We start from the raw sequence: 25,428 nt of genomic DNA, 5'->3' as shown, positions 1-25,428 counted from the left end.
CCTGATCCCATGACCGCCGCCGTCACCGCCATGATCACCGCCGTCGTCGGCGTGCTCGGCACCCTCTTCGCCCCCGTCCTCAGCCAGCGCCTCACCGCCCGGCAGCGCACGGAGGAGGCCCAACTCGCCGAGCGCAGGCGGCGGTTCGAGGAGCGGCGGGACGCCTATACGCTCATGAACCGGGCCTCGCGGCAGTTCCACACGCTGCTCAAGGACGCCCTGCACCGCCTCCGCGACGGCGTCTACACCGAGCTGGAGCGCGACCAGCTGGAGGAGGCGCGGCGGGACTACCGGGACCGTTACGCCGAGGCGCAGATGGTCGTGCCCGAGCGGATCCTGGACGCGTCCCGCGCGGTGAACCAGGTGCTCGCCGGTGTCGACGCCGCCGTGAAACGTCTGGACCGTGGCCTCGCCCGGGACGGCGAGAGCGCTGAAGAGGCCCTGCTGGATCTCAAGGAGGCCGAGCCGCGGCTGGCCGCGATGCGGCAGCTGATGCGGGCGGACCTCGGTGTCACGGAGTGAGGTCGGGGCGCTGGGCCGAGGTGCCCGCGCGGGTCGCGTCCGTGCCCCAACTCGCCAGCAGGCGCAGGGCGTCGGCCGATGGCGAGCCGGGCTCCGCGTGGTAGGTGATCAGGGCCTGGTCGGAGCCGTCGCTGAGGTGGAAGCCCTCGAAGTGGAGGGTGAGGTCGCCGACCAGGGGGTGGTGGAGGCGCTTGACGCCGTAGGTCTTCTCCTTGACGTCGTGCGTCGCCCACAGGCGCCTGAACTCCTCGCTCTTCACGGAGAGTTCGCCGACCAGCGCGGACAGTCGCGGGTCGTCCGGGCAGAAGCCCGCGTCCATCCGCAGCATGCTGACGATGTCCGTCGCCTTCTGCTCCCACTCCACGAACAGGTCCCGGTACTCGGGCCGCAGGAACACCAGCCGCGCCCAGTTCCGCTCCTGCGGCGGCAGCTCGGACCAGTCGCCGAAGACGGCCGCGGCCATCCGGTTCCACACCAGGATGTCCGTGCGGCGGCCCGTGATGTACGCCGGGATCGTGTCGATCGTGTCGAGCAGCTGCCGTAGCGGCGTCCGCACGTGCTGGGTGGGGGCCGACGTCTTCTTCTTGTGCTGCTTCGGCTTCGCGAGGTGGGTGAGGTGCGAGGACTCGGCGTCCGACAGGCGCAGGGCGCGGGCGATCGCGTCGAGGACCTCCGCCGACACGTTCCGGCCGTTGCCCTGCTCCAGACGCGTGTAGTACGCCACCGAGACCCCGGCCAGCTGTGCCAGCTCCTCGCGGCGCAGCCCGGGCACTCTGCGGTGCCGCCCGAAGTCCGGCAGGCCGACGTCCTCCGGCTTCAGCCGGGCCCGCCGGGTGCGCAGGAACTCGCTCAGCTCGGCCCGCCGGTCCAGCGGCGGACCGGCGTCGGCGGGCCCGGGGGCGGGTTCGGGGTGTTCGTCCATACGGTCCAGTATTCCCGGTCGTACGAACAGGAGCCTGACCTCGCTGGTGGTAGGCACAGCGGACGTACGCAGAAGCGTGGCCTGGGTAGCCCCGGGACTTTCGGGCAGGCTTGGCATCGTGCCCGGTCAGAAGGCGGCCGGGCGCACATCCCCCCGCTAGGAGAGTTCCGGCATGACCACAGTCGCCGCATACGCAGCCCCCGCCGCCAAGGCTCCCCTGGAGCGCACCACCATCGAGCGCCGGGCCGTACGTGAGTTCGACGTCCTGATCGACATCAAGTTCGCCGGTATCTGCCACTCGGACATCCACCAGGCCCGCGAGGGCTGGGGCGAGGCCATCTTCCCGATGGTCCCGGGCCACGAGATCGCCGGCATCGTCTCCGAGGTAGGACCCGGCGTCACCAAGTTCCAGGTCGGCGACCGCGTCGGCGTCGGCTGTCTGGTCGACTCCTGCCGCGAGTGCGACAACTGCAAGGCGGGCCTGGAGCAGTACTGCACCGGCGGCAACGTCGGCACGTACAACGCTGTCGGCAAGGACGGCGAGCCCACCTACGGCGGCTACTCCGAGAAGGTCGTCGTCGACGAGAACTTCGTCCTCGGCATCCCCGAGGGCATCTCCCTCGACGAGGCCGCGCCGCTGCTCTGCGCCGGCATCACCCTGTACTCGCCGCTGAAGCACTGGAACGCGGGCCCCGGCAAGAAGGTCGCGATCGTCGGCATGGGCGGCCTCGGCCACATGGGCGTCAAGATCGCGCACGCGCTCGGCGCGGAGGTCACCGTCCTCTCGCAGTCGCTGCGGAAGCAGGAGGACGGCCTGAAGCTGGGTGCCGACCACTACTACGCGACCAGCGACCCGAAGACCTTCGAGGAGCTGCGCGGCACGCTCGACCTGATCGTCTCCACGGTGTCGGCGCCGCTGGACCTCGGCGCGTACCTGTCGCTGCTGAAGACGGACGGTGCGCTGGTGAACGTCGGCGCCCCCGAGGAGCCCGTCTCCCTCAACCTGTTCTCCGTGATCGGCGGCCGCAAGACCCTCGCCGGTTCCGGCATCGGCGGCATCCCGGAGACCCAGGAGATGCTGGACTTCTGCGCCGAGCACGGCTTCGGCGCCGAGATCGAGCTGATCTCCGCGGACCAGATCAACGAGGCGTACGAGCGGGTGCTGGCGAGTGACGTCCGCTACCGCTTCGTGATCGACACGGCGACGATCTGACGGCAGCCGTTTCACACCGGGCCCCGGAGCCGCACTGCTCCGGGGCCCGGTGCGCTGTCGAGTGCGGGCCGGTGGGGGCTGGTCGCGCCCACGCGGCGGAGCCGCATATCGGTACAGCCCCGCGTCCCTGAAACTGCTCCGGGGTCCTCCGCCTGGTTCGGTGGCCGCGGCGCCGTCGTGGCTGGTCGCGCAGTTCCCCGCGCCCCTGGGTGGGGAAACGCCAGGCGCCTTTCAGGGGCACGACACACCCGCAGCCGCCACGCTTTTAGGGGCGCGGGGCTGTGTCGATATGCGGCTCCGCCGCGTGGGCGCGATCAACCACGACACACCCGCAGCCGCCACGCTTTTAGGGGCGCGGGGAACTGCGCGACCAGCCCCCACCGGCCCGCAGCCGCCGACGAACCTCAGCCCCCCGCCCTGTTCCGCCCCAGCAGCCACAGCAGATACGGCCCCCCGACCAACGAGGTGAGCGCCCCCACCGGAACCTCCAGTGGGGGCAGCACCGTGCGGGCAGCGAGATCGGCGGCCACGAGAATCACCGCACCCGTCAACGCCGAGCACGCCAACGGCAGTTGAGGCGTACGGGTGAGCCGCCGGGCCAACTGCGGCGCGGTCAGGGCGACGAACCCGATCGGCCCGGCCGCTCCGGTTGCCGTAGCCGCCAGGATCACCCCGAGCACGGTCACCGCGAGCCGCGTCCGGTCCACCCGCACCCCGAGCGAGGCAGCGGTGTCGGCGTCGAGCCCGAGCGGCCGCACGGCCCGGCTCGCCCACACCAACGCGGGCAGACACACCAGGAGTACGACGGCGAGGGGCCCTGCCTGCTCCCAGCCCCGCCCGTTCAGGGAACCGGTCAGCCACAGCTTGACCGTCTCGGCCGCCTCCAGCTCGCTGTCCGAGAGATACAGCTGCACCACGGCCGACAGCGCGACCCCGATACCAACTCCCGTCAGCACGAACCGACTTGGCTGCATCCCGTGCCGCCAGGCCAGTACGTAGACGAGCGCGGCGGCCGCGAGTCCGCCCAGGACGGAGATAGCCGGCATGGCGCTGGGTGAGTTCACGACTCCGGCGGAGAGGGCGAGCACGGTCGCGGCCGCGGCACCGTGCCCGACCCCGATCACGTCCGGACTGGCCAGCGGATTCCGGGTGACGGTCTGCACGAGCGCTCCCGAGACCCCGAGGGCGACCCCGACCAGCGCGCCCAGCACGATCCGGGGGACCCGCAACTCGTTGACGACGAGGTCATATTGCCCCGAACCGGTCCGGAGCGTGTGCCACACCGCGCCGGGCGGGATGTAGGTCTGCCCGCAGCAGGCGGCAGCGGTCATGGCAACGGCCAGCACGAGGACGAGAGTTGCGGCCACGACGGCCGAACGGCGGTGCAGGAGAAGGGAGATGGAGGGGTGGGGGCGGAGGACAGTGACACCGTCGGCGCTCATACGGCCGTCGCCTTCCGCCGTACCAGCACCACGAGCACCGGCACCCCCACCAACGCCGTCATCACCCCGGCCGGCACCTCGGCGGGAGAGCGCACGACCCGCCCCGCCACATCCGCCGCGACCAGCAGCGCGGCGCCGAGCAGTGCGGACAGCGGGAGCAGGGCGCGATGACCGCCGGAGGTGAGGCGGCGGGCGAGGTGCGGGACGGCGAGCCCGACGAACGCGATCGGCCCGGCGGCGGCCACCGCGGACGCCACCAGCAGGGTCGCCCCGAGCGCCGCACACACCCGCACGACCCCCACCCGATGCCCCAGCGCCCGCGCGGTCTCGTCCCCGAGGGCCAGCGCGTCCAGCCCCCGCGCACAGGCGAGCACCAGCACCGCCCCGGCCACCAGGAACGGCAGCATCTCCACGACCGTGTCGGCGTCCCGGCCGCTCAGCGAGCCGACCTGCCAGAACCGGAACTGGTCCAGGGTGGCCGAGCTGGAGGTCAGGACGACGGTCGTACCGCCCGCCGTCATCGCGGACAACGCCGTGCCGGCGAGGGCGAGTTTGACCGGCGAGGCCCCGCCCCGGCCGCGCGCGGCGATGCCGTAGACGAGACAGGCGGCGAGGACGGCGCCGGCGAAGGCGTACCAGACGTAGCCGGTGAAACCGCTCGCGAGCCCGGTCGCGATGGCGAGGACGACGCCGGCCGCCGCGCCCTGGCTGAGGCCGAGGATGCCGGGGTCGGCGAGCGGGTTGCGGGTGACGGCCTGGAGTGCGGCGCCCGCGACGCCGAGTGCCGCGCCCGCCGTCAGCCCGATCTCGGTGCGGGGCAGCCGCAGCGACCGTACGACCAAGGCGTCCGGTGAACTCCCGCCGTGGAACAGCGCGTTGAGCACCTCGGACGGGGGGATCGGGCGGGTGCCGACGGCGAGGCTGAGCAGCACGGCGGCGGCCACCGCGAGGGTGGCCGCCGGCCAGGCGAGACGTCTGACGCTCACTGCGCTGTTCCGTTGCTCGTCGCTCTGTCTCTCTACTTGCTGATGTCCTCGGCGAGTTGGAGAACGACGAGGCGCGCGGCGGTCGGGCCGGCGTTGAGGTACCAGGGGTCGTCGTCGACCTTCACGGCGTGACCCGCCTTGACCGCCGACATCGACTTCCACAGCGGCCCGGCGAGCACGCTCGCGGCATCCGTCTTGGAGGCGTCGCCCTGCACGGAGTAGAAGATCCAGTCACCGTCCGCCCTGTCGATGCTCTCGGCGCCGATGTCCTCCGAAATCGCCTTGAACTGCTGGGACTTGGGCCGGTCGAGCCCCATGTCCACGGCGATGGAACCGGTGAAGGAGGAGACACCGAACATCCGGGTCCTGCCGGGCGTGAACCGCAGCATCGACACGGAGGTCTTCGACAGCGCCTCGCCCTTCTCGCCCGCGTCCTCGACGATCCCGTCGAGCAGCTTCTGCGCCTGCTGGCCCTTGCCGATCGCGTCGCCGACGAGGAGGAGGTCGCGCTTCCAGTTGATGCCGTTGCCGGCGGTGATGACGGTCGGCGCGATCTTCGACAGCTTGGGGTAGAGGTCGCCGAGCGAGTCGTTGGCGAGGATCAGGTCGGGCTTGGCGGCTGCGAGCGTCTCCAGGTTGGGCGCCTGGCGCGTGCCCGCGTCGGTCATCGCGGCGAGCTTCGACTTGTCGGCCGGGAAGGCGTCCGCGAGGTAGTCGGGGACGAGGCCTGCGTTGTCGGCGCGGGTGGTGGCCGTCGGGACGGTACCGAGGGAGAGCAGGTCGTCGAGCTGTCCCGTGCTGAGCACGGCGATCTTCGTGGGCTTCGACTTGATGGTCGTCTTTCCCTCGAAGTGCGTGACGGTACGGGGGAAGGTGCCGTCGGTGTCGTTGTCCGAGCCCATGCCGGTGGCGAGGGTGCTGGGCGCGGCGGACGGTCCCGCCGAGGCGCCGATCACCTTGTTCTGCGTGCCCTCGCCGGTCTTCTCGGCATCGTTGTCGGCGGAGGACGACGAACACCCGGCCAGCAACCCCCCGACGGCGGACACGGCGACCATCGCTGTGACAGCCTTCCTCTTGAACGCACGCACTATCACTGTCTCTCCGATCAAATCCGGCCAGGTAAGGCTTACCTTAACTTGCCGTCGGAGTAGCTTGGGCACGAGGAGGCCCACACGATGACCGTGCAGTTGAACCACACCATCGTCGCCGCGCACGACAAACACACGTCGGCCCGATTCCTCGCCGACCTGCTCGGACTCCAAGTGAGCCCGCAGTACGGCCCGTTCATCCCGGTGGCGATTCCGAACGGGGTGACCCTCGACTACATGGACCAGCCCGGTTCGGGCTTCGCCGAGATCACTCCGCAGCACTACGCGTTCCTGGTCTCGGAGGACGACTTCGACGCGATCTTCGGCCGCATCCAGGCGGCGGGGCTCACGTACTGGGCTGACCCGGCGCACCGCCGCGAGGGCGAGACCAACACGAACGACGGCGGCCGCGGGGTCTATTTCGACGACCCGAACGGCCACGTCCTGGAGATCCTGACGCGGCCGTACGGGAGCCGGGGCTGATTCAGGCGGTGGCGAAGGACTCGCCCGCGCCGTAGGACCGTACGAGCACGCCGTCGTCCGCCGACGGCCGTACCGAGTGCGCGCGCCCCGGTCCGGAGACATGGGCGCGGCCGTCCGCCGTCACCTCGACCAGGGTGTTCTCGTCGACGGCGACGCCGTGGGCGAGCCGGTGCCGGGTGACGGCGGCGATGAGCCGGGGCAGCGTCCCCCACTGCGCCGCGTGCGCGTCCACGGCGAAGGGCACCAGCCCCAGCCCGTCCCGTACGGCGATCTCGTCCAGGTCCTCGGCGGTGTCCTCCGGGCACACCGGAACGCCGTCGAGCAGCCACCCCCCGACGACGGCCGACCGTGCGGCGAGGGCGGCCCCGGCGGAGAACCCGGCGTACGGGATGCCCCGCTCGGCGAGCAGCCGCGGCAACCGGTCGAGGCAGTGGGCGAAGGCGTCCTGATAGGCCGGAGTCAGCCCACCGCAGACGAGCAGCCCGTCCACGTCACGGACCGCCTCGACGTCGAAGGGCCCGCCGATCGGCACGAGCACCGGTACGGGTGCGCAGCCGCCGGCGCTCCTCAACGCGCTGTCGTAGCGGGCGAATTGACGCTCCCCGTCACCCTCGCCCTCGTCGACGACCACGCAGGCGATACGGGGCGCGGACCCGGCGGAACCGCCCGCGGCGCGGAGGAAGGGACCGTAGACGACGGGGGTGGCCCAGCCGCCGCCGATGAGGAAGGTGCTGGGTCCGGTGTGCTCGCTCGGCTCGTTCACGGACGCATCAAATCCCGTCCGTCTGGCGCCTGTCACACCCTTTTGCGCGAGCGGTCGACGGCGTGGCCGACGCGGATCAGGCCTGTGCGGTGGGTCGTACGACGATCTCGTTCACGTCGACGGAGGCCGGCTGCTCGATGGCGAAGGCGACGGCACGGGCGATCGCGTCGGGCGGGATCGCCAGGCGGTCCCGCATGTCCGTGATCTCTTCCCTGACCCGGGTGTTCGTCGAGGCCTCGGCGAAGCCGGTGGAGATCACACCGGGGGAGACGGTGGTCACCCGCAGGGACGCGCCCGCTTCCTGGCGCAGCCCCTCGCAGATGGCCCGGACCGCGAACTTGGTGCCGGCGTAGACGGCCATGTTCGGCGCGACGCGGAGCCCGGCCGTCGACGCGGTGGTGACGAAGTGGCCGGAGCCCTGCGCGCGGAAGACCGGCAGCGCGGCGGCGATCCCGTGCAGCAGCCCCTTCACGTTGACGTCGACCATCTCGTCCCACTCGTCGACCCGCAGATCGTCGAGGGGCGAGATCGGGCCGACGCCCGCGTTGCCGAACAGCACGTCGAGCCGCCCGAACCGCTCACGGGCCAGCGCGACCAGGGCGTGCAGATCGTCCCGCCGGGTCACGTCGGTACGGATCGGTGCGGCGACACCGCCCGCCTTCTCGATCCGGGCCGCCACCTCCGCCAGCCGCTCCACCCGGCGGCCGCCCAGCACCACCCGCGCACCCCGCCCGGCCAGCAGCAGCGCGGTCGCCTCCCCGATACCGCTGCCGGCACCGGTGATCGCCACGACCTTGCCGTCGATCCCGTCGATCCCGTCTACTCCGTCGATCCCGTCGATCCCGTCTACTCCGTCGATTCCGGACATGGCGGACCTCCTGATTTCTGTTGCTCGATCGATCCCTTGGCCTCAGTGTGGAACGCGCTTAGCCTGGTATCCAGACCCGTGTTTATTCTGGAATAAGGGCTCCCACACAGATGCCGAACCATTCGCGGCCGTTGGCCGAACAGCCGGACCGGCGTCAGGAACTGGGCGCGTTCCTGCGCAGCCGCCGGGAACGTGTCACGCCGGACGAGGTGGGCCTCCCGCGGACCGGTCGCCGCCGCACGCCAGGTCTCCGGCGTGAGGAACTCGCCCTGCTCGCCGGGATCAGCGCGACCTGGTACACGTACCTGGAACAGGGCCGGGAGATCCGCGCCTCCGAGCAGGTACTGGAGTCCCTGGCCTCGGTACTGCGCCTGAACCGGCACGAGCACGACCACCTGCTCCACCTGGCCGGTCACCACACCCCACCGACCGACCCCGAGCCCTTCGAGCCCCTCACCACCGAGGTGGCGTCGGTCCCCCTCCTGCTGCGGCCGCACCCGGCGTACATCATCGACGGCAACTACGACGTGCTCACCCACAACCAGCCCGCCGCCGACCTGTTCCCGAACCTCACCGCGCCCACGGACCGGCTCCCGAACTTCCTGCGCTGGGTGTTCCTCGAACCCCTGGCCCGGGACGTCCTGGCCGACTGGGAACCCGAGGCGCGAGGCCTGCTGGCCCGCCTCCGCGCCCTGGCCGGCCGGCATCCCACCGACCCGCGCTACACCCGCCTCGTCGACGAACTCCACGAACACAGCCCGGAAGCCCGCTCCTGGTGGCCCCGGTACGAGGTGCAGGCCCGCCACAGCGGCAGCAAACGCCTGCGCCCACCCGGACACACCACTCCGGTCACCTACACCTACACGGCCTTCCACCTGGCCGAACAGCCGGAACAGACGCTGGTGATCTATTTCGCCGACGCGGGGTGACCTGTCGGCTGTGTGAAGTAGCGCCGGACCCGCCCGCTCAGGGCGCGTCCCGCAGTTCCTCCTCGATCTGCCCGATGAGGGGGTGGTCCGCGGGGTGGATCCGGCCGTAGATCTCGCGTGCCGTCGTCAGGTCGTCCTGCCAGCGCTGGGGCTGCCCGCCGGATCCCTTGAGGATCAGTGCCCTGCGGTACCGGGCCTCGGCCACATAGGGATGCTGGGCCCCGTACTTGCCGGTGTAGATCCCGATCGCGTTCGTGACCTCCGTCATCGCGGCCTCGCTGTTGCCCAGTTCGTGCAGCAGGTGCGAGTAGCGGACCAGGGCGCAGGCCCGGTCGGGGTGGTCCCGGTCGCCGTTCATGTGCGGTGCGGACAGCACCTCGTCGAAGATGTGCTTCGCCTCCGCGAGCAGCCGCTCGGCCTCGCGTTCCCCCGGGAACGAGCGCTCACGCGCGCTGGTGGAGCGCCGGTCGCGGTGGCCCCGGAACCTCGCCGCCCGCTGCCTGAGCGTCTCGCCCAGATGGACGGACGAGGAGAGGACGACCGGGTGCCCGGCCGCGTACCCGGCGCGTTCCAGGATGTCCAGGGCGGTCCGCAGGTGCTGTTCGGCTCCCTCCAGGTCGTGGGAGTCCAGCAGGGCCAGCCCCAGCGACTGGTGGACGAACGCCGTCGGGTTGCGGCGCGCGGGCTCGCTGCCTCCCGGGGTCTGCTCCAGGAGCCGCAGCGCCTCGCGGTACAGGTCCACGGATGCGGTGAGCCGTCCCTGCCGCCAGCGCACGAGACCCAGGTCGATCAGACCGGCGGCGATCCTCGGCGGTCCTGACCAGCCCGCACGAGGTCGTGGACTGGCACGAGGAACAACAGGGCTTCCTGGTACGGCTGAACCGGCTGATCGACGACCTGAGACTGCGGTCCCACGTGGACCTGGTGCCCGCGCCCAAGGAGAAGATGCCCGGCCTCTACGCCCGCTCCCACGTCGTCGTCTACCCCTCGGACTACCCGGAGCCGCTGGGACTCGCGCCCCTGGAGGCGATGTCCGCCGGCCGCCCCGTCGTCGTCACGGCCACCGGAGGCCTGCCGGAAACCGTCGTCCACGGCCGGACCGGCTACGTGGTGACACCCGGAGATCTCGGCCAACTGAGCGACCGGGTACGGACGTTGCTCCTGGACCCGGACCTCTCCCGCCGCCTCGGCCAGGAAGGGCGCAGACATGTCGAGCGCCAGTTCAACCTCCAGACCTACGTCGACAAGATGTCCGCGCAGTACTCGGCCCTCATGAAGGACAGCGTCGAAGGCCTGTCGCAGAGCGGCTGACGACGGGACACGAAGCGCCAACTCCGTTGCGCGAAAAGGTATTTCGTGGCTCCTCCCCATGGTCGTTACGGTCGGATCCATGGAGCGGAACCAGTGGAATCTCCCGACCGCCGAAGAACTCGCCACCGCCCTGCGCGCCGGTGACGTGTCCTCGGCGGAACTGACCGACGAGGCGATCACCCGTATCGAACGGCACGACAAAGAGATCAACGCGGTCTGCGTACCGGACTTCGACCGTGCCCGGACCGCCGCACGCGCCGCCGACCAGGCCCGCGCCCGCGGCGAGGACCGGCCGCTGCTCGGCATCCCCGTGACGGTCAAGGAGTCCTACGACATCGCCGGACTGCCCACGACCTGGGGCATGCCCGCGCACCGGACGTACGTACCCGCCGAGGACGCGGTACAGGTGTCACGGCTCAGGGCCGCGGGCGCGGTGGTCCTCGGCAAGACCAACGTGCCGTTCGGGCTGCAGGACATCCAGAGCTTCAACGAGATCTACGGCACCACCAACAACCCCTGGGACCACGGCCGTACGTCGGGTGGCTCCTCGGGCGGATCGGCGGCGGCCCTGGCGTCCGGGTTCGGCGCGCTGTCCATCGGGTCCGACCTCGCCGGTTCGCTGCGCACCCCCGCGCATTTCTGCGGTGTCTACGCCCACAAGCCGACGCTCGGGCTGGCGGCCACGCGCGGCATGGTCCCGCCGACCACGCCGGCGCTCCCGGTCGAACACGACCTCGCCGTCGTCGGCCCGATGGCGCGCACCGCCCGCGACCTCACCCTCCTCCTCGACGTCATGGCCGGACCGGACCCGCTGACCCGCGGTGTCGCCTACGACGTCACGCTGCCGCCCGCGCGCCACGAGCGGCTCGGCGACTTCCGGGTCCTGGTCCTCGACGAGCATCCGTTCATCCCGACCGGGTCCGCGGTGCGGGCGGGCGTGCACCGGGTGGCCGACGCGCTCGCCGACGCCGGTGCCCGCGTCGAAGGGCACAGTCCGCTGCTGCCCGATCTGGCCGAAGCCGCCCTGCTCTACACGCAGTTGCTGTTCTCGGGCTCCGTCGCACGGTTCCCCGTCGAGGAGTACGAGCACCTTCGCGTCCGCGCCGCGGGACTGAGCCCGGACGACCACAGCCTCGACGCGGCGCGCCTGCGCGGCATGGTGCTCAGTCACCGGGACTGGATGGAGGTGAACAACCGCCGCGAGCTGCACCGGCACGGCTGGCGGCGGCTCTTCGGCGCGTTCGACGCCGTGGTGTGTCCCGTGACGCCCACGCCCGCGTTCCCGCACGACCACGACCCCGATCCGCTGGCACGCCGGCTCGACATCGACGGCGTGGCGCACCCGTACTTCGACCAGCTGGTCTGGGCCGGCCTGGCCACCATGCCCGGGCTGCCCGTCACGGCCGTACCGGCGGGGCGATCGCCCGAGGGGCTGCCGGTGGGCGTGCAGATCGTCGGCCCGATGTTCGAGGACCGGACCCCGCTGCGGCTGGCCGAACTGCTGGAGGAACGGATCGGCGGGTTCCGGGCGCCGGAGCAGGGCGTACGGGCGGGCCGGTCGAGGAATCGCGCGGACCCCTCGTGTGTTGAGCACACTGGGTGAAGGATGCCGGTGACCGACGAGCCGAGTGACCGAACTGACCCAGTGATCGAGCTGACGGAAATTGGAGGGTCGCAATGGCTGCGCAGACGCAGAGGGCCGTACTGGCGGGCGGATGCTTCTGGGGGATGGAGGAGCTGGTCCGCCGGCTGCCGGGCGTGACGGCGACCCGGGTCGGCTACACCGGGGGAGACGTGCCGAACGCGACGTACCGTAACCACGGCACGCACGCGGAGGCCATCGAGATCCTCTACGACCCGGAGCAGACCGACTACCGCGCGCTCCTGGAGTTCTTCTTCCAGATCCACGACCCGAGCACCAAGAACCGCCAGGGCAACGACATCGGCCTCAGCTACCGCTCGGCGATCTATTACGTCGACGACGAGCAGAAGCGCGTCGCCGAGGACACGATCGCTGACGTGGACGCGTCGGGCCTGTGGCCGGGCAAGGTCGTCACCGAGGTGGAGCCGGTCGGCCCCTTCTGGGAGGCCGAGCCCGAGCACCAGGACTACCTCCAGCGGTACCCGGACGGCTACACCTGCCACTTCCCGCGGCCGGGGTGGCGACTGCCGGCCCGCACGGAGAGCTGACGCCGAGCCGAGCAGTACAACAACATCCAGAGGCGTGCGCCCCCTTCCTTCGGCGGAAGGGGGCGCACGCCTCTGCCCAGCGGGTGGTGGCCCCGCGCCTAGCGGGCGGTCGTGCCGTTCTTGGCGAACGTCCACACGGCGTGGCTGCCGGGGCCGACGGTGAGGGTGGAGTTGCCGATCTGCTCCACGTGCCGGTCCTTCACGGGCCGGTTCAGTGACATGTCGACCTGCTCGTATCCCGCTTGCTCGCGGGGTACGACGTCGAACCGGATCGCGGTGCCGCCGCCCTCCGCGACGACCCCGCCACCCGTCACGGTCCGGACGGTGAACCCGCCGGCCCGCAGCAGCGGCACGGTGTCGGCGAGGTCGCCCGGGGTGACCGCGATCCGGACGGCGGTCACGTCCCGCATGAGGTGGGTGCGGTAGTCGTCGGAGAGGTAGCGCTCCCGGCCGACGTCACCGGGGAAACTCGGCGGCTCGGTGTTGCTGCGCGGATCGGCGAAGTACTCCGGCCGGTACTCCATCCCCCAGGCGTCGAAGGCGTCGTACACATCGGTCGTGAGGACGGCGTCGAACCACGGCACGGGCACACCGTCACCGAAGTCCTTGGTCTGGAGGAAGTCGACGGGCTCGGCGACCCCCTCGTCCTTCAGCCGCTCCTTGACCGTCGCCAGGTCGCCCGCGTGCTCGACCGAGAGGCCCAGTCCGGCGGCGCCGAGCGTGCCGTCCTGGCCGGGGACGTCACCGATCCCGAGCAGTTCCAGGTAGGTCTCGCGGCCCATCAGGTAGCGGCCGGTCCAGGTCTGGCCGCCGGTACCGGTCGTGGTGCGGACCTGGAAGTTGGCGAACTCCCGCAGGTAGTCGGAGTGTTCGATGGCGTCGGCGGTGACCCGGTCGAAGACGCCGAAGGAGTGGTTGTAGAACAGCAACTGCCGATCGTACGAGCCGCCCGGGCCCCGGGTCCCCTCGGCCTGTGCCGTCCCCACCCCACCCCCGATCGCTCCGGCGAGAGCCACGGCGAGCACGATGATCATCCGTAGTGCGCGACGAATCAGCATGTGCGGGATCGTAGGACGGGGAGGGCGCGGCCGCCGGTCTTTGTGAACGAGGCCTAAATGCTTGACATGTGCCCCATTGGCCGCAGGCGGCGGAGTCCAGTTCGCCACCGCGGACGAGGGCCTGGCTCCCGTGCGCGAGCCGGGTCGGTGTCATGGAAGGAAACCGCGGCCTGATCAGCGGGCAGCGAGTGCCTTGTCCATGCGCTGCAAGGTGCCCTTGTGCGTGACCCATCCGCGCAGGGTCTCCAGCTCTGCCCGTGCTGTCCGGTCCTCGGTCCGGGACAGGGCGACGATGCCCGCCTCGGCCACCTGAGGTGAGCGGGGAGCGTCCCCCGACCGATGGTCCAGGGCGGTCTCGACGAGGCCGACGAGGGCATGGACCGTGTCTGCCCGAGGCGGCAGGAGGGAGAGCAGCCAGGCGAGTCCACGCAGGACGTGGGAGTTGTAGGGGTCGAAGCGCGTGTTCACATCGAACCCGAGGTGCGGGTGGCCGAGCAGCGGGACCGTTCGATTCAGACCCGCGAGCTCGAACCACCTCAGCACGGCCCGCCGTGCCGTCTCCGGGCCGACGGCGTCCAGCAGTGCTGACCCGGTCTGTGTCCACGTCGCCGACGGTGCGGCGGCGGTCGCGGGAGCGGGATGTGCCAGCAGCCGCCGCCAGTGCTCTCCTCCGGCGGTCGCTTCCTTGAGCGCCTGGTCGCTCCACGCCTCCCCGGGATTGAGCACCGGACCGGGGAACCTGGCCAGCAGACTCCTCATACCGGGTTCGGCGCCGTTCGCAGCCGCGTGGGTGCGCCGGAACTGTGGCAGGGTCGCCGCGGCTCTCGTGCGCCGGAAGGCGGCCAGGATCTCCGGACCGGGGGTGCGTCCGGCGCCGAGTTCCGCGTCGGCCAGTTCCCAGACCCGGTGGGACGACCAGATGAGGTACTCGTGGCTCAACCGGAGGAGTTGTTCCTGACGTTCGGCCGCGAACAGGTCCCCGTCGAGGCCGCGGACGACTCCGGAGGCCACCACCAGCAGTTCGGCTCGAAGGTATTCCGGATCCCGCCGGAACTCCTCGGCCGACCAGTCGTCCTCCACCTGGGCGTACCAACCGGCCCATATGCCGGCGAGCTCCAGCCGGTCCTGGTCGGGCAGTGCCCGTAGGAGCTCCATGTTCTCGGACCCGACGCCCGTCATGGCGCCGTTGTCACATGCGGCCCGCATGACGGCGCGGGACAGCGCCGACAGGTCGCCGCGCGCGGCGAGGGCCCGGTACTGAGCGGCCTGTTCCGTCAGTACCTGGGTGTTCCCCATCCATCTGCTCATGCCCCGCAGCGTAGAAGGAGCCACCGACATCGGTAGAAGGAGCCACTGACATCGCTAGAAGGAGGCGCTGACGCCCCCCCCCGAAGCAGGCACGCGCTGGCCGATGTTGACCTTGTCCACGCGGCATGCGCACAATCTGCGGGCCCGCGACGGCTCCTGGGGGAACGGCCGTTGGGGAAAAGGGGGAGGAGCACCATGGACGGGGATCGAGGCCGTCGCGAGACCCTTGCCGCGATCGCGCGAAATCCCGCGGCGCCGGCCGAGGTCTTGATCAGGCTGCTGAGCGAGGAAGCCATGGCGGCCTGGGACACGATCGCCTGGCGCGCTCTGCCGGACGAGGTGGTGAACGCCGTCGTCGCGCATCCCGACCCCAGGCTGCGGACGGCGTTCGCCGCGAACCCCGGAGTGACGGCGGAACAACGCGCTCGGCTCGTGGACGATCCCGATCCACGTGTCCGCCGCGCTCTGGCCGACGGACCCGACTGGTTCCGTATCCCTGTGGAGCCCCTGCCGTCGGCCGTCCAGCAGCGCCTGCTCGCCGATCCGGAAGCACAAGTCCGGCGAAGCGCGGCCCGGTGCCGCCACACAGACCCAGCCCTGGTCGCCGCGCTCGCCGACCACCAGGACGCGGACCTTCGCCGTGCGGCCTGCGACCAGTGGTCCCTGCTGCCCGAGGACGCGCGAGGCCGTCTGCTCCGTGACGCCGACGACGCGGTACGTCAGGCGGCCATGATGCGGGGCTGCCGTGATGAAGCGGGCTTGACGGACCTTCTTCTCGGCGCGGAACTCGGCCACTTCGCCCGGCAGGAGGTGATCAGGTACGGCGCGATGAGCGCGGCGACCGCCGAACGGTGTGCGGCAAGCACGGAAGAGGAGGACCGGCGAGAGCTGGCGGCCAACCTCAACGTTCCCATCGACATCGTCAGGACGCTGGCGAACGACGACGCACACAGTGTCCGGCTGGCGGTGTCGGCACGACCCGAGCTGACGGAGCCCGAACGCACCGCCATCGACGTCACCATCACGCCGTCGGACCGGCTCCATCCCGTCGAATGGGTTCGCCTCTGCGCTGATCCCGACGTCCTGCGCCAGTGCGCCGAGTCGTCCAACACGCTGCTTCGGCGCAGCGCCGCCTACAGCCCGCACCTGCCCGCCGACGCTGTGGATCTGCTGTCCAGGGATGACGACTACCCCGTACGACTCCTGCTCTGTGAGAACCAGCCGACTGTCGACGGCGAGGTGGTGCTGCAGACGTTTCTGGACTGCCGGGTCATCACCAAGGGAGGCCTCCTGGGCCACCCGAACTTCCCGCGGGCGGGCAACGGACGACGCTTCGCCGATGACCCGGACCCGAACAGGCGGTGGCTGGTGGGACTCGACTCCGAAGCGCCCGCCGACGCGGTGGTCCGGTTGCTCACCGATGCCGACGAGCGGGTTCGGGCCATGGCAGCCGGGCACCCCGCCCTGCCGGTGGACCTCATCCTCCAGAGCTGCCGAAATCCGGAAACCGTCGCCCGCGCCCTCAGCAACCCGAGCCTTCCCGCGGCGACCATGCATGAGTACCTCGACGAGGCGGGTGTCCCTCGGTGACGCGGACGGCGCAGAAACACAGAGCAGGCCACCGGTTTCCGACCGCCGTGCACCTGCGACCACCGTTCACCTGCGACGGCCGTACGTCTGCGACAGCCGTTCGCTACGGCGGCCTGCGACCGGCCGCAGCACCGCTCGCGTGTCAGCTCACCAACTCGGCTGTCCAGCCCGGTACTTCATGATCGCCGCCGCTCCCGGATCGCCGGCAGCGCGTACTCCGTCACCGCGCTGATGACCCCGCGGGCAACGGGCTCGGGGTCGGTCGTGGCCGAGATGGTCCACCAGGTGTCGCGGTTCGCGGGGAGGAGCCGGCCTATGCGGCTGTGCCAGGCGGCGGGGCCGTAGACGGTGTTCGGGCTGGGGCGGGCGGGGAGGTGCGGCTCGCGTCTGCGGGCCTGGGCCCAGCCGAGTTTGTCGGCCACGGTGACGTTGAGGGTGAACTCGACCTGCCCCGCCGTGTTGTGCGCGGCCTTCTGGAAGCCGATGAGCGCCCAGGTCTCGAGATGGGGGAGTTCGTACGTCTGCCCCGAACCCTTGAAGCCGAGCGCGCGCAGACCGGGAGCGATCCGTGCGCGCATCAGTGCGGTGAACGCCTGCTGCGCGGTGGGCGCGGAGCCGTCAGCCATCGGTCGGCGCTACGACGGTCGGGCGGGACGCTCCGGTCCCGGTGGGCCTGTGCTGCCGTATGACCCATCGGTCGCAGCCGGCTGGTGAGTGAAGCAAACCGTCATCCCCGTAGGTGGGCAATAAGTTCTTCTCCGACAGGATATGGGTGTTCCTGTGGCGACAGCCGGGACGAGGAGTCCTGGTCGCGGCAGTTGGCGCGGGCCTGGATGGCGCGAACAGGCGGTCCGGCGGCCGCAGTTGAGGCGAAGCGTGACAATTGCCACAGCCACCCGATGCCCCGCCATCGAAAGCGACAAGAAAACGCTTGGCCGTACAACCACAGGCTGCTCTCATGAATCCCCTATCCCGGTAGGACTGCCTGCGGGGCAGCCACGTGTCCAAAAGGGGACTCAGTGAGCAGTGTCGGAAGATCCCGTCTGGCCGCCGCGACCGCGGTGGTGACCGTGCTGACGGGCGGTCTCGCCGCGGTGGCCACCTCGCCGGCGTCGGCGGCGGCCTGCACGACGAACACCTACACCCGGCAGGTCTTCGCGAACACCGCCTTCTCGGGTGCGGCGAAGCGCACGGACTGCGACACGGCGGTCAGTGAGAACTGGGGCGCCAACGCGCCCGGCGTGTCCGGCGTCGGCAAGGACAACTTCGGCGTCCGCTGGACCGTGACCCGCGACTTCGGCTCCGGGGGGCCCTTCGCGTTCGCCGCGTCCGGGCAGGACGGCATCCGCGTCTACCTCGACGGCACGCGCGAGATCGACCTGTGGAAGAACGGCACCGGCACCGTCTCCAAGACCGTCAACCTGACCATCCCCAAGGGCACGCACACCCTGCGCGTCGACTACGTCAACTGGACCGGTGCCGCCGCCGTCAAGTTCGGCTACACCCCGCGCACCGGGGCCACCGTGGACCGGGTCGCCCCTCTCACGCCGACCGGGCTGTCGATAGCGCGCGACGCCGGCGCCAAGCGGAACCTCCTGCGCTGGTCGGCCAACAAGGAGATGGACGTGGCCGGTTACCGCGTCTACCGCCGCACCCCCGACCAGACCTCCTTCGGCAGCCCCGTCGCCACGGTCACCGGCACGACCTTCACCGACACCACCGCAGGCACGACCACCCACCTCTACGAGGTCCGCGCGGTCGACAAGTCGGGCAACACCTCGGCGGGAACGGCCGACGTCTCGGTCACCGGCAACCCGACCTATCTGCGCCAGTACTTCGCCAACACCACCCTCACCGGCACCCCGAAGCGCACCGACACGGACACGGCGATCAGTGAGAACTGGGGCGCCAACGCGCCCGGCGTGTCCGGCGTCGGCAAGGACAACTTCGGCGTCCGCTGGCAGATCACCCGCGACTTCGGCTCCGGCGGCCCCTTCACGTTCACCGCCTCCGGCCAGGACGGCATCCGCGTCTACCTCGACGGCGTACGCAAGATCGACCTGTGGAAGAACGGCACCGCCACCGTCTCCAAGACCGTCACCCTGACCGTCCCCCGCGGCACCCACGTCCTCCGCGTCGACTACGTCAACTGGACCGGCTCCGCGGCCGTCAAGTTCGCCTACACGCCCGGCGCACCCGGCCCGGACAACGTCGCCCCGCTCGCGCCGTCCGGGACGAAGGTGGCGTACGACGAGGCCGCCGGCTCCGCCACCGTCACCTGGGCGCCCAACAAGGAGATGGATCTCGCTGCCTATCCCTATCAGGTGTACCGGCAGGTCGCGGACGGCGGCTGGATCTCCATGGGGCCGACCAACAAGACCACCTGGACCGACCCCGACGTGGCAACCGACGGCAGGCCCCGCCAGTACGTCGTTGTGGCCACCGACCGCGTGGGGAACGCGTCCGAGCGGACCCCCGTCCTGACCGTCACCCCGCCCGACACCGTCATTCCGGCCGCCCCCGTCCTCGCCGTGTCCCACAAGCCGGGGACGGCCGGCTCCCTCGACATCAGCTGGTACCTGCCCAGCGAACTCACCCCGAACGAGCTGCGCAACGGCGGCACCCTCAAGCTCTACCGCTCCACCGGCGACACCCTCGGCGACGACCCCGCACTCCTCGCCACGGTGACGGCGGCCTCACCGTCGATCGACAGCTTCACGGACGCACTGCCGGCGTTCGACGGCACCACCTACACCTACGCCGCCGTGGTCACCGACGCCGCCGGCAACGTGTCCCCGATGTCGGACCCGGTCACGGTGACCCCCGACAGCGTTCCCCCGCCCGCGCTCACCGGCCTGACCGCGACCCCGCGTGCGGACGGCATCGTGCTGAGCTGGGACACGCCCGCCGAGAGCGGTCTGAGCTACGTCGCCGCCCGCGTCGTCCAGCGGCCCGACGGCAGCATCCACTACGACAGCACCGGGTGCAGCGACGCCGGGTCGACGTTCCCGGACAGGGACGTACCGAACGAGCTGCTGTGCGCGGGACCCCCGGACGGCGAGACGGTGACCTTCATGGTCGCGGCGCTCGACCGCTGGGACAACCACATCGCCTGGGCCGACGCCACCACCGTCACCGTCACCGAACCCGACAACAGGCCCGAAGAAGCCCGCGGCGAGCACACCGGCCCGCTCACCATCGCCAACCCCGAGACCGTGGGCGAGCTCGGTTACGTTCAGTGGACCTGCGACGAGGAGACCCTCTGCGGCACCATCACCGAGTACCAGCTGGACAAGTGGAACCCGTCCACCCACACCTACGAACGGGTCAGCACTGTCGCGAGCTCCAAGGACCCCCTCTACAAGGCCTACGTGCCGCGGGTCCACGGCGACACGACGTACTTCCGGATCACCGGAGTCATCGCCGACGGCACAACCGCAGCCGTGACATACGGCGCCGGAGCCTACGGCTTCTCACTGTGAGGCGCGGGGGCGGCGCCCACCGCTGAGCACCGCACGTTCGCGCGTCCACTCGCCAGCCGGCTACGTCGCAGCCGGCTGGCGAGTGGAGCAACCCGTCATCCCCATAGGTGGGCAAGAAGTCCGTCTCCAACGGGACACGGGTGTTTCTGGGGCAACAGCCGGGCCGCGGAGTCCTGTTCGCTGCCGTTGACGAGGGCGTGGATCTCGCGGACGAGCGGGGTCACGTCCTGCGGCGAGACCGTCCACTCGTCCGCGTAGCATCCCACCGCCTCACCGGAGAGGCCGAGTTGCAGCGACCGGTACGGCAGCGGTCGCAGATGCAGGTCCCGTTCGGGGTCCCACTGGACGCGAGCGGGCGCACGCCTCAACTGACGCTGCCAGGCGGCTCGGTCGGGGTGCACCCCGCGCACGTAACTCGACAGGCATGGGTGGCCCAGCACCCACTCGAAGCCGTGGCGGGTGATCTCGACAGCAAGAACTGTCTCCTGCCCGACTTCGTGCCCGAGCGGTCCATCATCCACGTACTGGCACGATCGACGGGTTGGCCGGTCAGACGTCTTGGTGCTCGCTGTCGTGTGGATGTGATGTCAGCACTGCCCAGGCGCCTGCCTGGTGGGCCTTGAAGGGCCTCCTGATTGAGAGAGCCGGTGAGCCCGTCGATCGTACCCCTGCCTCTCCACTCGCAACGCCGCTTGCCGGGAAGTTGGGCGCGAGCGGCAACTCAATGCTCCTCAGAGTTTGGACGTGATTTGTCATGGGGTTCCTGGATAGTCGCGACTGAATTGCTCTCACGTTGTACCAGGAGCCAGGCCCATCCGGCATACTCCTTTTCCTGGACCGCGATTTCCTGAAATTTTCCGGACGGCAGACCTGGCAGGCCACTCATCACGACATCCTGGTAGAGGCTGTCGGATATGGCCAGAGCGACTGAAATACCGTGTGTTCCATTCAGGGCCGTTCGCAATGGACCGGAACCTACGATCCTTGCTGCGGAGACGATTGCCCGGCCTACGTATCCATTCGCCGCTTGATGTACAACGCCAGCGTCCAATGCGGCACGCAGCTTGATTCGGGATGTTTCCCGTAGCGGCTCATTTACCCACTCGACTGCTTCCACGAGTGCAGATACCAGGCGGGGTAGAACTCGCGGCATGGGAATGTGCGGGTGGATGAGTAGCAGTGCCCCATCACCCTGATCCTGCTTGACGACCTCTTCTTTGCTGAGGCCGGCCCCCTCGCGGGCTCTCTCGATGACCTCAACAAGCCATCCTTGAATGCGCGACTGGTCTGCCATGGGCCGTTGGCCATACCCTTGCACATCTACGAACAGACACAGCCTGGTCAGGCCGTCAAATTCCATGCGTTCTCCCAGCTCGTTTTGATGCTATCCACAGGTTCCCGTCTAGTGGGCGATTCCAGTGTCCCTGCGTTCTTCTCTGCGAATTCTTACTCTGTGGCGCCCCCACGCTGCACCACCGTAGAGGAGCGTTGCCAGAGCAGCACCACCGCCCGCCATGGGACCGCTCTGCCTTACGATGAATTGGTAGACGGCTATCCCGAACAGGGAAGAAGCCGTAATCCAGCAGAGAATCGTCAGTGCGACGAAGAGAAGGTCGATTGCGCGTTCAATCCTTTCCAGTCGCCGCTCCATTTCGACGTGATCGCGACGCAGACAGAGGGGACGTTCCGGGGCACCAGATCCGACGGTGGTGTGGTGGGACATCGACGCTCCTGCGTGTCACGATGCTCTGCGTGGTTAACTGCTGTTGGCGGCTCCGTCAGCTGACGGCCCTGTTCGAGACTCTGGCAGTGTTTCTCTGTATGGCCCGAAGGTCATCTACGTCTTTAGGGCGCATCAGCTTCCTCTTGTACGCGGCAACATCGGGGAGAGATGCAAACGGCAGTCTGCCGATCCAGTCCGCACGCTTCATTAGATCTTCAAACACAAAGCCTGGGGAAATCCATTCACGGTACACCTCAATGCGCCCACCCCAAAAATGCATAGCACCACTGTTGGTTGATGTGCCTGTAGCTGGAATCCCAAGTCGGCATGCCTCGTCCCATGCAGCACCGCGAGCCAGCACATCGATATCGCTGATGTTGCTTCGGATGCCATGGGCCAACAATGGAGCACTTCCGAAGATGAGATAGTCGTCGGTTTTTAGATTCAATGCAATTAGGCGTCGAATGAGAGGATGTCTTGTGATGTCCTTATTAATTTCCATGGTGAGTGAAATCTTTCTTGAGTGCCAAGTCGTAGTGTCTCTAAGGTGAGGTGGTGAAATCGCCCTCTGCGATACGGGACAATGAAGGGAGATCTCGAATTGTAATTACCTGGCGTCCGGTAGTTACAATGCTTCTCTCTTTGAATCTTCTGATGACTTGGGCTACCGATTCGCGAGACGCGCCTACTAGATCTGCGAGATCTTGTTGGCTAAACCGCAGGGATAGTCCGCTCTCGGTCTGGATGCCCAGTTTTTTGGAAGCCAGTTCGACTAGCCCTTTGGCAAGCCTTTGTTCTACGCCGAGAAAAGACTCAACACTCTTGCGAGTTGCTTCTTCTAGGCGTTCGTCTGCGGCGATCAGTTGAGCATGCATTGCGCGTGGATAAGCGTACAGAAAATGAAGCCATGTCGTGGCGGGCAAGTACAGTGCCTCTACGTCGTCCAGCGCAAATACGCTGGCCGAACGTGGTTTATGTCTGACGGCCGCCATCTCTCCGATGATCTCTCCAGGGCCACGGAGGGCCACGATGTGTGGGGGGTTCCCGACCTGTACTTTGACGTGCCCGCTGCGGATGAGTAGAGCGAAGTCTGTCTCCTCGCCCTCCCCGAAGAGGACGCTGCCGGAGGGGTATCGCAGTACGTGGCCGAGAGCTTGGAGCGTGGCAACCTCGTCCTCGATGAGGAGGGGGAGGCCGCTTTCAGGTGAAGGATCTCTCACGTATCTAAGTGTAGTACTTCACTTTACTCTGCGGAAGAGGCTACAGAGGGTCGTTCGTTGATCAAGTGCCGATCTGGGCAAGCCTCTGGTGCTGAGTCACGGTCCTGAGCCCCCTGGCTACTGAGGGTTTCGACATAGAGCGAGGTGATCTTGCTGGTGGGTGCATCCCCGTGTCATGCGATATCCCAACGAGGGCCTGGCCGCTAGGCGGCGGGCTTAGCGGGAACAAGTGCACTCCAGGCCGCCGAGTTATTCGCAAGGAGTGGCGCCGCCGCAGGTCGCGCGGCGTACAGGTCTTGAGGAAGTCCAACTACGCCTGGCATGCCCGCTCGCGGGAGGGGCAGTGTGCAGGCGCCGCGATCCAGGGAACCGTAGGGGCGGCCCTCCCGGATGAAGCCTGGTTGGCTGAAGTGGCTGGCCGCAGAGTTAGAGAAGGAGCCGACCGCCCAGGGCTGGGTAGAGGCCAAGCGGCGCAACCTCAAGGGCTCGCGCCACCAGCTACCTCATCGTGGGTTCCGGAGCAGGCGCGATCCAGGTCGGGCAAGGCGCCCACCAGGTCGTCCCGAACGGGGCGCTTAGCTTGACCCCCGTCCCGGCGGGTCTGTGCTGCCATGTGACCCGCGGGCCTGGCGTCGGCTTGATCAGTCCGTCATCCGTGTAGCTGGGCAAGGGTTTCGTCCTCAACGGGGTAGGGGTGCTCCTGGGGCAGCAGCCGCGCGGCGGAGTCCAGGTCGCCGCCGCTGACAAGAGCATGGATCTCGTAGGCGAGCGGTGTCACGTCGCGTATGGAGACGGTCCACTCGTCGGCGTAGCGTCGTGCTGCCTCGCCGGACAGGCCGAGTTGCAGGGACCGGTACGGCATGGGTCGCAGGTGCAGGTCCCGCTCCGGGTCCCACTGCACGCGGGTGGGAGCGCGTTTCAGCTGCCGCTGCCAGGTGGCACGGTCGGGGTGGACCCCGCTGGTGTAGCTCGACAGACAGGCGTGGCGCAGCGTCCACTCGAAGCCGTCCCGAGTGATCTCGACAGCGAGAACGGTCTCCTGTCCTTCCTTGGAGCCCCAGCCGCAGCAGTACATCATCCACAGGAACGACGGCTTGATCCATGTCATCCGGTCCCGCTTCCACGCGGCGGGGAAACGGCCGTCGTGGACGGCGGGCAGGCCGATCTCGGGGGAGTACGCCTGGTAGACGGTAATTGCGGATTCCGAGTAGGCCGCACGGATCCTGTGTTGCGGTTGTTCCACGGCGTACAGCGTGGGGTCGGCCGGTTCGGTGGGCCACTGATTTTCGACCGCCGTTCGCTGCGACGAGAACTGCTGCCGCAGCACCGCGCTGGTCGCCGACGCCACGGCCGCCCTCTTCGGACTGGGGTCAACACCGCTTACTTGCCTGTGCCTTCCGATGCCAGAGCTGCGCCGGCCGGGCAGGCCGCCCCCAGTTCGTCCCGAACGGTTCACTCCGCTTGGCTCTGCTCTCACCAAGTCCGCGCTGCCGTGTATCCCGTTGCGACGCCGAGTAGGAGCGCGATGGCGCTGCTACTTGAGAATTCATCCGGGTAGCCACTTGGATGGCGCTGTGGTCAAAGCATCGATGGACGGCGGTAGAACTGTCGCCGGACGCGTCTCGCTCGGCGACGTCATGGCGCAACTGGGCAGGAACAGACCGGTCTTCCACTCCGAAGCCGATCTTCAACACAGCTTCGCGCGGGCCCTTTGGGAACTGTCGTCGGATGTGCACTCCAGGCTTGAGGTACCGCAGTGGGCAGGGGACAGCACCGAACACCTGGACCTCCTGTGCATCGGCCCGTCGGCCCGAACCGCGATCGAGTTCAAGTACTTCACCCGGAGATGGACGGGCACGGTGGGCACTCCCGCCGAGGCCTACACCTTGAAGGAGCATGCCGCCGCGGACCTCGCTCGCCTGCACTTCGTGCGGGACATAGCCAGGCTGGAGCGCTTCTGCCGCCGGTCCGACCAGAACGGTCTTGCCATCATGCTGACCAATGACGCATCTCTATGGACTCCGTCCGGCGTCGGCCGCGGACAGACTCGGGATCAGGAGTTCAGGATCCACCAGGGGCGTGAGCTCGCCGGCACGCTGTTGTGGGCCGAGGGCGCCTACAAGCCGAACATGTGCACGTTGCGGGGCGCATATCCGCTCGACTGGCAGCCGTACTCCGAACTGGACGGCGCAGGGGGAGAGTTCCGGTATCTCGCCGTGTCCGTCGGGCCACCGCCGGACGGGGCCGACGACGGGCCCGCGCAGACATAGCGGGCTCGCAGCCGAACCGCTGCGCAGTGCGCAGGCAGTCACTACCGTCGTGCGTCTCGC

Annotated in this window: 25 protein-coding genes; 10 read left to right on the top strand and 15 right to left on the bottom strand. The window is 69.1% G+C overall.

Annotated features, from left to right (window positions below; translation table 11 throughout):
* The first annotated feature begins 9 nt into the window (after positions 1-9).
* A complete protein-coding gene (locus tag OG504_RS21215) occupies positions 10-522 on the top strand; it encodes a hypothetical protein (protein ID WP_405991248.1) in 513 nt (170 codons plus the stop codon).
* On the opposite strand, the gene OG504_RS21210 is transcribed toward OG504_RS21215, so the two are convergent.
* The gene (locus tag OG504_RS21210; RefSeq protein WP_405991247.1) at positions 512-1,444 is read right to left on the bottom strand and encodes a helix-turn-helix domain-containing protein; all 933 of its coding nucleotides are present in this window, start codon (positions 1,442-1,444) and stop codon (positions 512-514) included. The two genes, OG504_RS21215 and OG504_RS21210, sit on opposite strands and share 11 nt — an antisense overlap.
* 172 nt (positions 1,445-1,616) lie before the next feature.
* Here OG504_RS21210 and OG504_RS21205 point away from each other — a divergent pair, with 172 nt between their 5' ends.
* Positions 1,617-2,657 carry an NAD(P)-dependent alcohol dehydrogenase gene (locus OG504_RS21205; protein ID WP_405991246.1) on the top strand — a complete coding sequence of 347 codons (1,041 nt, stop codon included), beginning with the start codon at positions 1,617-1,619 and terminating at the stop codon, positions 2,655-2,657.
* Positions 2,658-3,061: 404 nt separating this feature from the next.
* Here the strand turns inward: OG504_RS21205 and OG504_RS21200 are convergent, their stop codons facing one another.
* The 3 genes from OG504_RS21200 to OG504_RS21190 are packed head-to-tail and all read right to left on the bottom strand — an operon-like array spanning position 3,062 to position 6,140.
* Positions 3,062-4,099, bottom strand: a complete 1,038-nt coding sequence (locus OG504_RS21200; protein ID WP_405991245.1) for a FecCD family ABC transporter permease — start codon at positions 4,097-4,099, stop codon at positions 3,062-3,064.
* Positions 4,096-5,085, bottom strand: a complete 990-nt coding sequence (locus OG504_RS21195) for a FecCD family ABC transporter permease (protein ID WP_405991244.1) — start codon at positions 5,083-5,085, stop codon at positions 4,096-4,098. Before OG504_RS21195 ends, OG504_RS21200 begins: the two co-directional genes overlap by 4 nt.
* 32 nt (positions 5,086-5,117) lie before the next feature.
* The gene (locus OG504_RS21190; protein WP_405991243.1) at positions 5,118-6,140 is read right to left on the bottom strand and encodes an ABC transporter substrate-binding protein; all 1,023 of its coding nucleotides are present in this window, start codon (positions 6,138-6,140) and stop codon (positions 5,118-5,120) included.
* 120 nt (positions 6,141-6,260) lie between these two features.
* Between OG504_RS21190 and OG504_RS21185 the strand changes: the two genes are divergently transcribed.
* Positions 6,261-6,656 (top strand): VOC family protein, encoded by a 396-nt coding sequence (locus OG504_RS21185; protein ID WP_405991242.1) that lies wholly within the window; start codon positions 6,261-6,263, stop codon positions 6,654-6,656.
* A gap of 1 nt (position 6,657) precedes the next feature.
* Here the strand turns inward: OG504_RS21185 and OG504_RS21180 are convergent, their stop codons facing one another.
* Positions 6,658-7,419, bottom strand: a complete 762-nt coding sequence (locus OG504_RS21180) for a Type 1 glutamine amidotransferase-like domain-containing protein (protein ID WP_405991241.1) — start codon at positions 7,417-7,419, stop codon at positions 6,658-6,660.
* A gap of 76 nt (positions 7,420-7,495) precedes the next feature.
* The gene (locus OG504_RS21175; protein WP_405996390.1) at positions 7,496-8,233 is read right to left on the bottom strand and encodes an SDR family oxidoreductase; all 738 of its coding nucleotides are present in this window, start codon (positions 8,231-8,233) and stop codon (positions 7,496-7,498) included.
* 164 nt (positions 8,234-8,397) lie between these two features.
* Here OG504_RS21175 and OG504_RS21170 point away from each other — a divergent pair, with 164 nt between their 5' ends.
* Positions 8,398-9,216 carry a helix-turn-helix transcriptional regulator gene (locus tag OG504_RS21170; protein ID WP_405991240.1) on the top strand — a complete coding sequence of 273 codons (819 nt, stop codon included), beginning with the start codon at positions 8,398-8,400 and terminating at the stop codon, positions 9,214-9,216.
* Positions 9,217-9,253: 37 nt separating this feature from the next.
* Here OG504_RS21170 and OG504_RS21165 read toward each other — a convergent pair whose 3' ends face one another.
* On the bottom strand, positions 9,254-10,009 hold the full coding sequence (locus tag OG504_RS21165) for a tetratricopeptide repeat protein (RefSeq protein WP_405996389.1): 756 nt from the start codon (positions 10,007-10,009) through the stop codon (positions 9,254-9,256).
* 44 nt (positions 10,010-10,053) lie between these two features.
* Here OG504_RS21165 and OG504_RS21160 point away from each other — a divergent pair, with 44 nt between their 5' ends.
* The 3 genes from OG504_RS21160 (at position 10,054) to msrA (ending at position 12,717) form a co-directional block, all read left to right on the top strand.
* Positions 10,054-10,527, top strand: coding sequence for a glycosyltransferase (locus tag OG504_RS21160; protein ID WP_405991239.1), 474 nt, complete (start codon positions 10,054-10,056; stop codon positions 10,525-10,527).
* Between the two features lie 79 nt (positions 10,528-10,606).
* A complete protein-coding gene (locus OG504_RS21155) occupies positions 10,607-12,130 on the top strand; it encodes an amidase (RefSeq protein WP_405991238.1) in 1,524 nt (507 codons plus the stop codon).
* 74 nt (positions 12,131-12,204) lie between these two features.
* Entirely contained in the window at positions 12,205-12,717 is a 513-nt protein-coding gene (gene msrA, locus OG504_RS21150; protein WP_405991237.1) for a peptide-methionine (S)-S-oxide reductase MsrA, read from the top strand.
* A 98-nt stretch (positions 12,718-12,815) separates the two neighbouring features.
* Here msrA and OG504_RS21145 read toward each other — a convergent pair whose 3' ends face one another.
* Positions 12,816-13,751, bottom strand: coding sequence for a DUF5829 family protein (locus OG504_RS21145; protein WP_405996388.1), 936 nt, complete (start codon positions 13,749-13,751; stop codon positions 12,816-12,818).
* Positions 13,752-13,949: 198 nt separating this feature from the next.
* Positions 13,950-15,083, bottom strand: coding sequence for a hypothetical protein (locus tag OG504_RS21140; protein ID WP_405991236.1), 1,134 nt, complete (start codon positions 15,081-15,083; stop codon positions 13,950-13,952).
* Between the two features lie 195 nt (positions 15,084-15,278).
* On the opposite strand from OG504_RS21140, the gene OG504_RS21135 reads away from it, so the two are divergent.
* Positions 15,279-16,673: a hypothetical protein gene (locus tag OG504_RS21135; protein ID WP_405991235.1), complete on the top strand. Its 1,395-nt coding sequence runs from the start codon at positions 15,279-15,281 to the stop codon at positions 16,671-16,673.
* A gap of 176 nt (positions 16,674-16,849) precedes the next feature.
* On the opposite strand, the gene OG504_RS21130 is transcribed toward OG504_RS21135, so the two are convergent.
* Positions 16,850-17,299, bottom strand: a complete 450-nt coding sequence (locus OG504_RS21130; RefSeq protein WP_405991234.1) for a DUF4304 domain-containing protein — start codon at positions 17,297-17,299, stop codon at positions 16,850-16,852.
* 393 nt (positions 17,300-17,692) lie between these two features.
* On the opposite strand from OG504_RS21130, the gene OG504_RS21125 reads away from it, so the two are divergent.
* Positions 17,693-20,155: a PA14 domain-containing protein gene (locus tag OG504_RS21125; RefSeq protein ID WP_405991233.1), complete on the top strand. Its 2,463-nt coding sequence runs from the start codon at positions 17,693-17,695 to the stop codon at positions 20,153-20,155.
* Between the two features lie 95 nt (positions 20,156-20,250).
* Here OG504_RS21125 and OG504_RS21120 read toward each other — a convergent pair whose 3' ends face one another.
* The 5 genes from OG504_RS21120 to OG504_RS21100 form a co-directional block, all read right to left on the bottom strand.
* The gene (locus tag OG504_RS21120) at positions 20,251-20,676 is read right to left on the bottom strand and encodes a DUF4291 family protein (protein ID WP_405991232.1); all 426 of its coding nucleotides are present in this window, start codon (positions 20,674-20,676) and stop codon (positions 20,251-20,253) included.
* A 200-nt stretch (positions 20,677-20,876) separates the two neighbouring features.
* Positions 20,877-21,515, bottom strand: a complete 639-nt coding sequence (locus OG504_RS21115; protein WP_405991231.1) for a hypothetical protein — start codon at positions 21,513-21,515, stop codon at positions 20,877-20,879.
* Positions 21,516-21,933: 418 nt separating this feature from the next.
* The gene (locus OG504_RS21110; RefSeq protein WP_405991230.1) at positions 21,934-22,380 is read right to left on the bottom strand and encodes a hypothetical protein; all 447 of its coding nucleotides are present in this window, start codon (positions 22,378-22,380) and stop codon (positions 21,934-21,936) included.
* 40 nt (positions 22,381-22,420) lie between these two features.
* Positions 22,421-23,098, bottom strand: coding sequence for a Crp/Fnr family transcriptional regulator (locus tag OG504_RS21105; RefSeq protein ID WP_405991229.1), 678 nt, complete (start codon positions 23,096-23,098; stop codon positions 22,421-22,423).
* A gap of 649 nt (positions 23,099-23,747) precedes the next feature.
* Positions 23,748-24,341, bottom strand: a complete 594-nt coding sequence (locus tag OG504_RS21100) for a DUF4291 domain-containing protein (RefSeq protein WP_405996387.1) — start codon at positions 24,339-24,341, stop codon at positions 23,748-23,750.
* A 346-nt stretch (positions 24,342-24,687) separates the two neighbouring features.
* Here OG504_RS21100 and OG504_RS21095 point away from each other — a divergent pair, with 346 nt between their 5' ends.
* Positions 24,688-25,368, top strand: coding sequence for a hypothetical protein (locus OG504_RS21095; RefSeq protein WP_405991228.1), 681 nt, complete (start codon positions 24,688-24,690; stop codon positions 25,366-25,368).
* The last annotated feature ends 60 nt before the right edge of the window (positions 25,369-25,428 follow it).

The organism is Streptomyces sp. NBC_00986 (assembly GCF_045162565.1).
GTDB lineage: Bacteria > Actinomycetota > Actinomycetes > Streptomycetales > Streptomycetaceae > Streptomyces.
The sequence above is the reverse complement of the archived record's forward strand: the minus strand, read 5'-3'. Positions and strand labels throughout refer to the sequence as shown.

Bases quoted from the DNA above. Each gene is read 5' to 3' on its own strand.
- OG504_RS21215 (WP_405991248.1), top strand. From the start codon at position 10: ATGACCGCCGCCGTCACCGCCATGATCACCGCCGTCGTCGGCGTGCTC.
- OG504_RS21210 (WP_405991247.1), bottom strand. From the start codon at position 1,444: ATGGACGAACACCCCGAACCCGCCCCCGGGCCCGCCGACGCCGGTCCG.
- OG504_RS21205 (WP_405991246.1), top strand. From the start codon at position 1,617: ATGACCACAGTCGCCGCATACGCAGCCCCCGCCGCCAAGGCTCCCCTG.
- OG504_RS21200 (WP_405991245.1), bottom strand. From the start codon at position 4,099: ATGAGCGCCGACGGTGTCACTGTCCTCCGCCCCCACCCCTCCATCTCC.
- OG504_RS21190 (WP_405991243.1), bottom strand. From the start codon at position 6,140: ATGGTCGCCGTGTCCGCCGTCGGGGGGTTGCTGGCCGGGTGTTCGTCG.
- OG504_RS21185 (WP_405991242.1), top strand. From the start codon at position 6,261: ATGACCGTGCAGTTGAACCACACCATCGTCGCCGCGCACGACAAACAC.
- OG504_RS21170 (WP_405991240.1), top strand. From the start codon at position 8,398: ATGCCGAACCATTCGCGGCCGTTGGCCGAACAGCCGGACCGGCGTCAG.
- OG504_RS21155 (WP_405991238.1), top strand. From the start codon at position 10,607: ATGGAGCGGAACCAGTGGAATCTCCCGACCGCCGAAGAACTCGCCACC.
- msrA (WP_405991237.1), top strand. From the start codon at position 12,205: ATGGCTGCGCAGACGCAGAGGGCCGTACTGGCGGGCGGATGCTTCTGG.
- OG504_RS21145 (WP_405996388.1), bottom strand. From the start codon at position 13,751: ATGATCATCGTGCTCGCCGTGGCTCTCGCCGGAGCGATCGGGGGTGGG.
- OG504_RS21140 (WP_405991236.1), bottom strand. From the start codon at position 15,083: ATGAGCAGATGGATGGGGAACACCCAGGTACTGACGGAACAGGCCGCT.
- OG504_RS21135 (WP_405991235.1), top strand. From the start codon at position 15,279: ATGGACGGGGATCGAGGCCGTCGCGAGACCCTTGCCGCGATCGCGCGA.
- OG504_RS21130 (WP_405991234.1), bottom strand. From the start codon at position 17,299: ATGGCTGACGGCTCCGCGCCCACCGCGCAGCAGGCGTTCACCGCACTG.
- OG504_RS21115 (WP_405991231.1), bottom strand. From the start codon at position 21,515: ATGGAATTTGACGGCCTGACCAGGCTGTGTCTGTTCGTAGATGTGCAA.
- OG504_RS21110 (WP_405991230.1), bottom strand. From the start codon at position 22,380: ATGGAAATTAATAAGGACATCACAAGACATCCTCTCATTCGACGCCTA.
- OG504_RS21095 (WP_405991228.1), top strand. From the start codon at position 24,688: ATGGACGGCGGTAGAACTGTCGCCGGACGCGTCTCGCTCGGCGACGTC.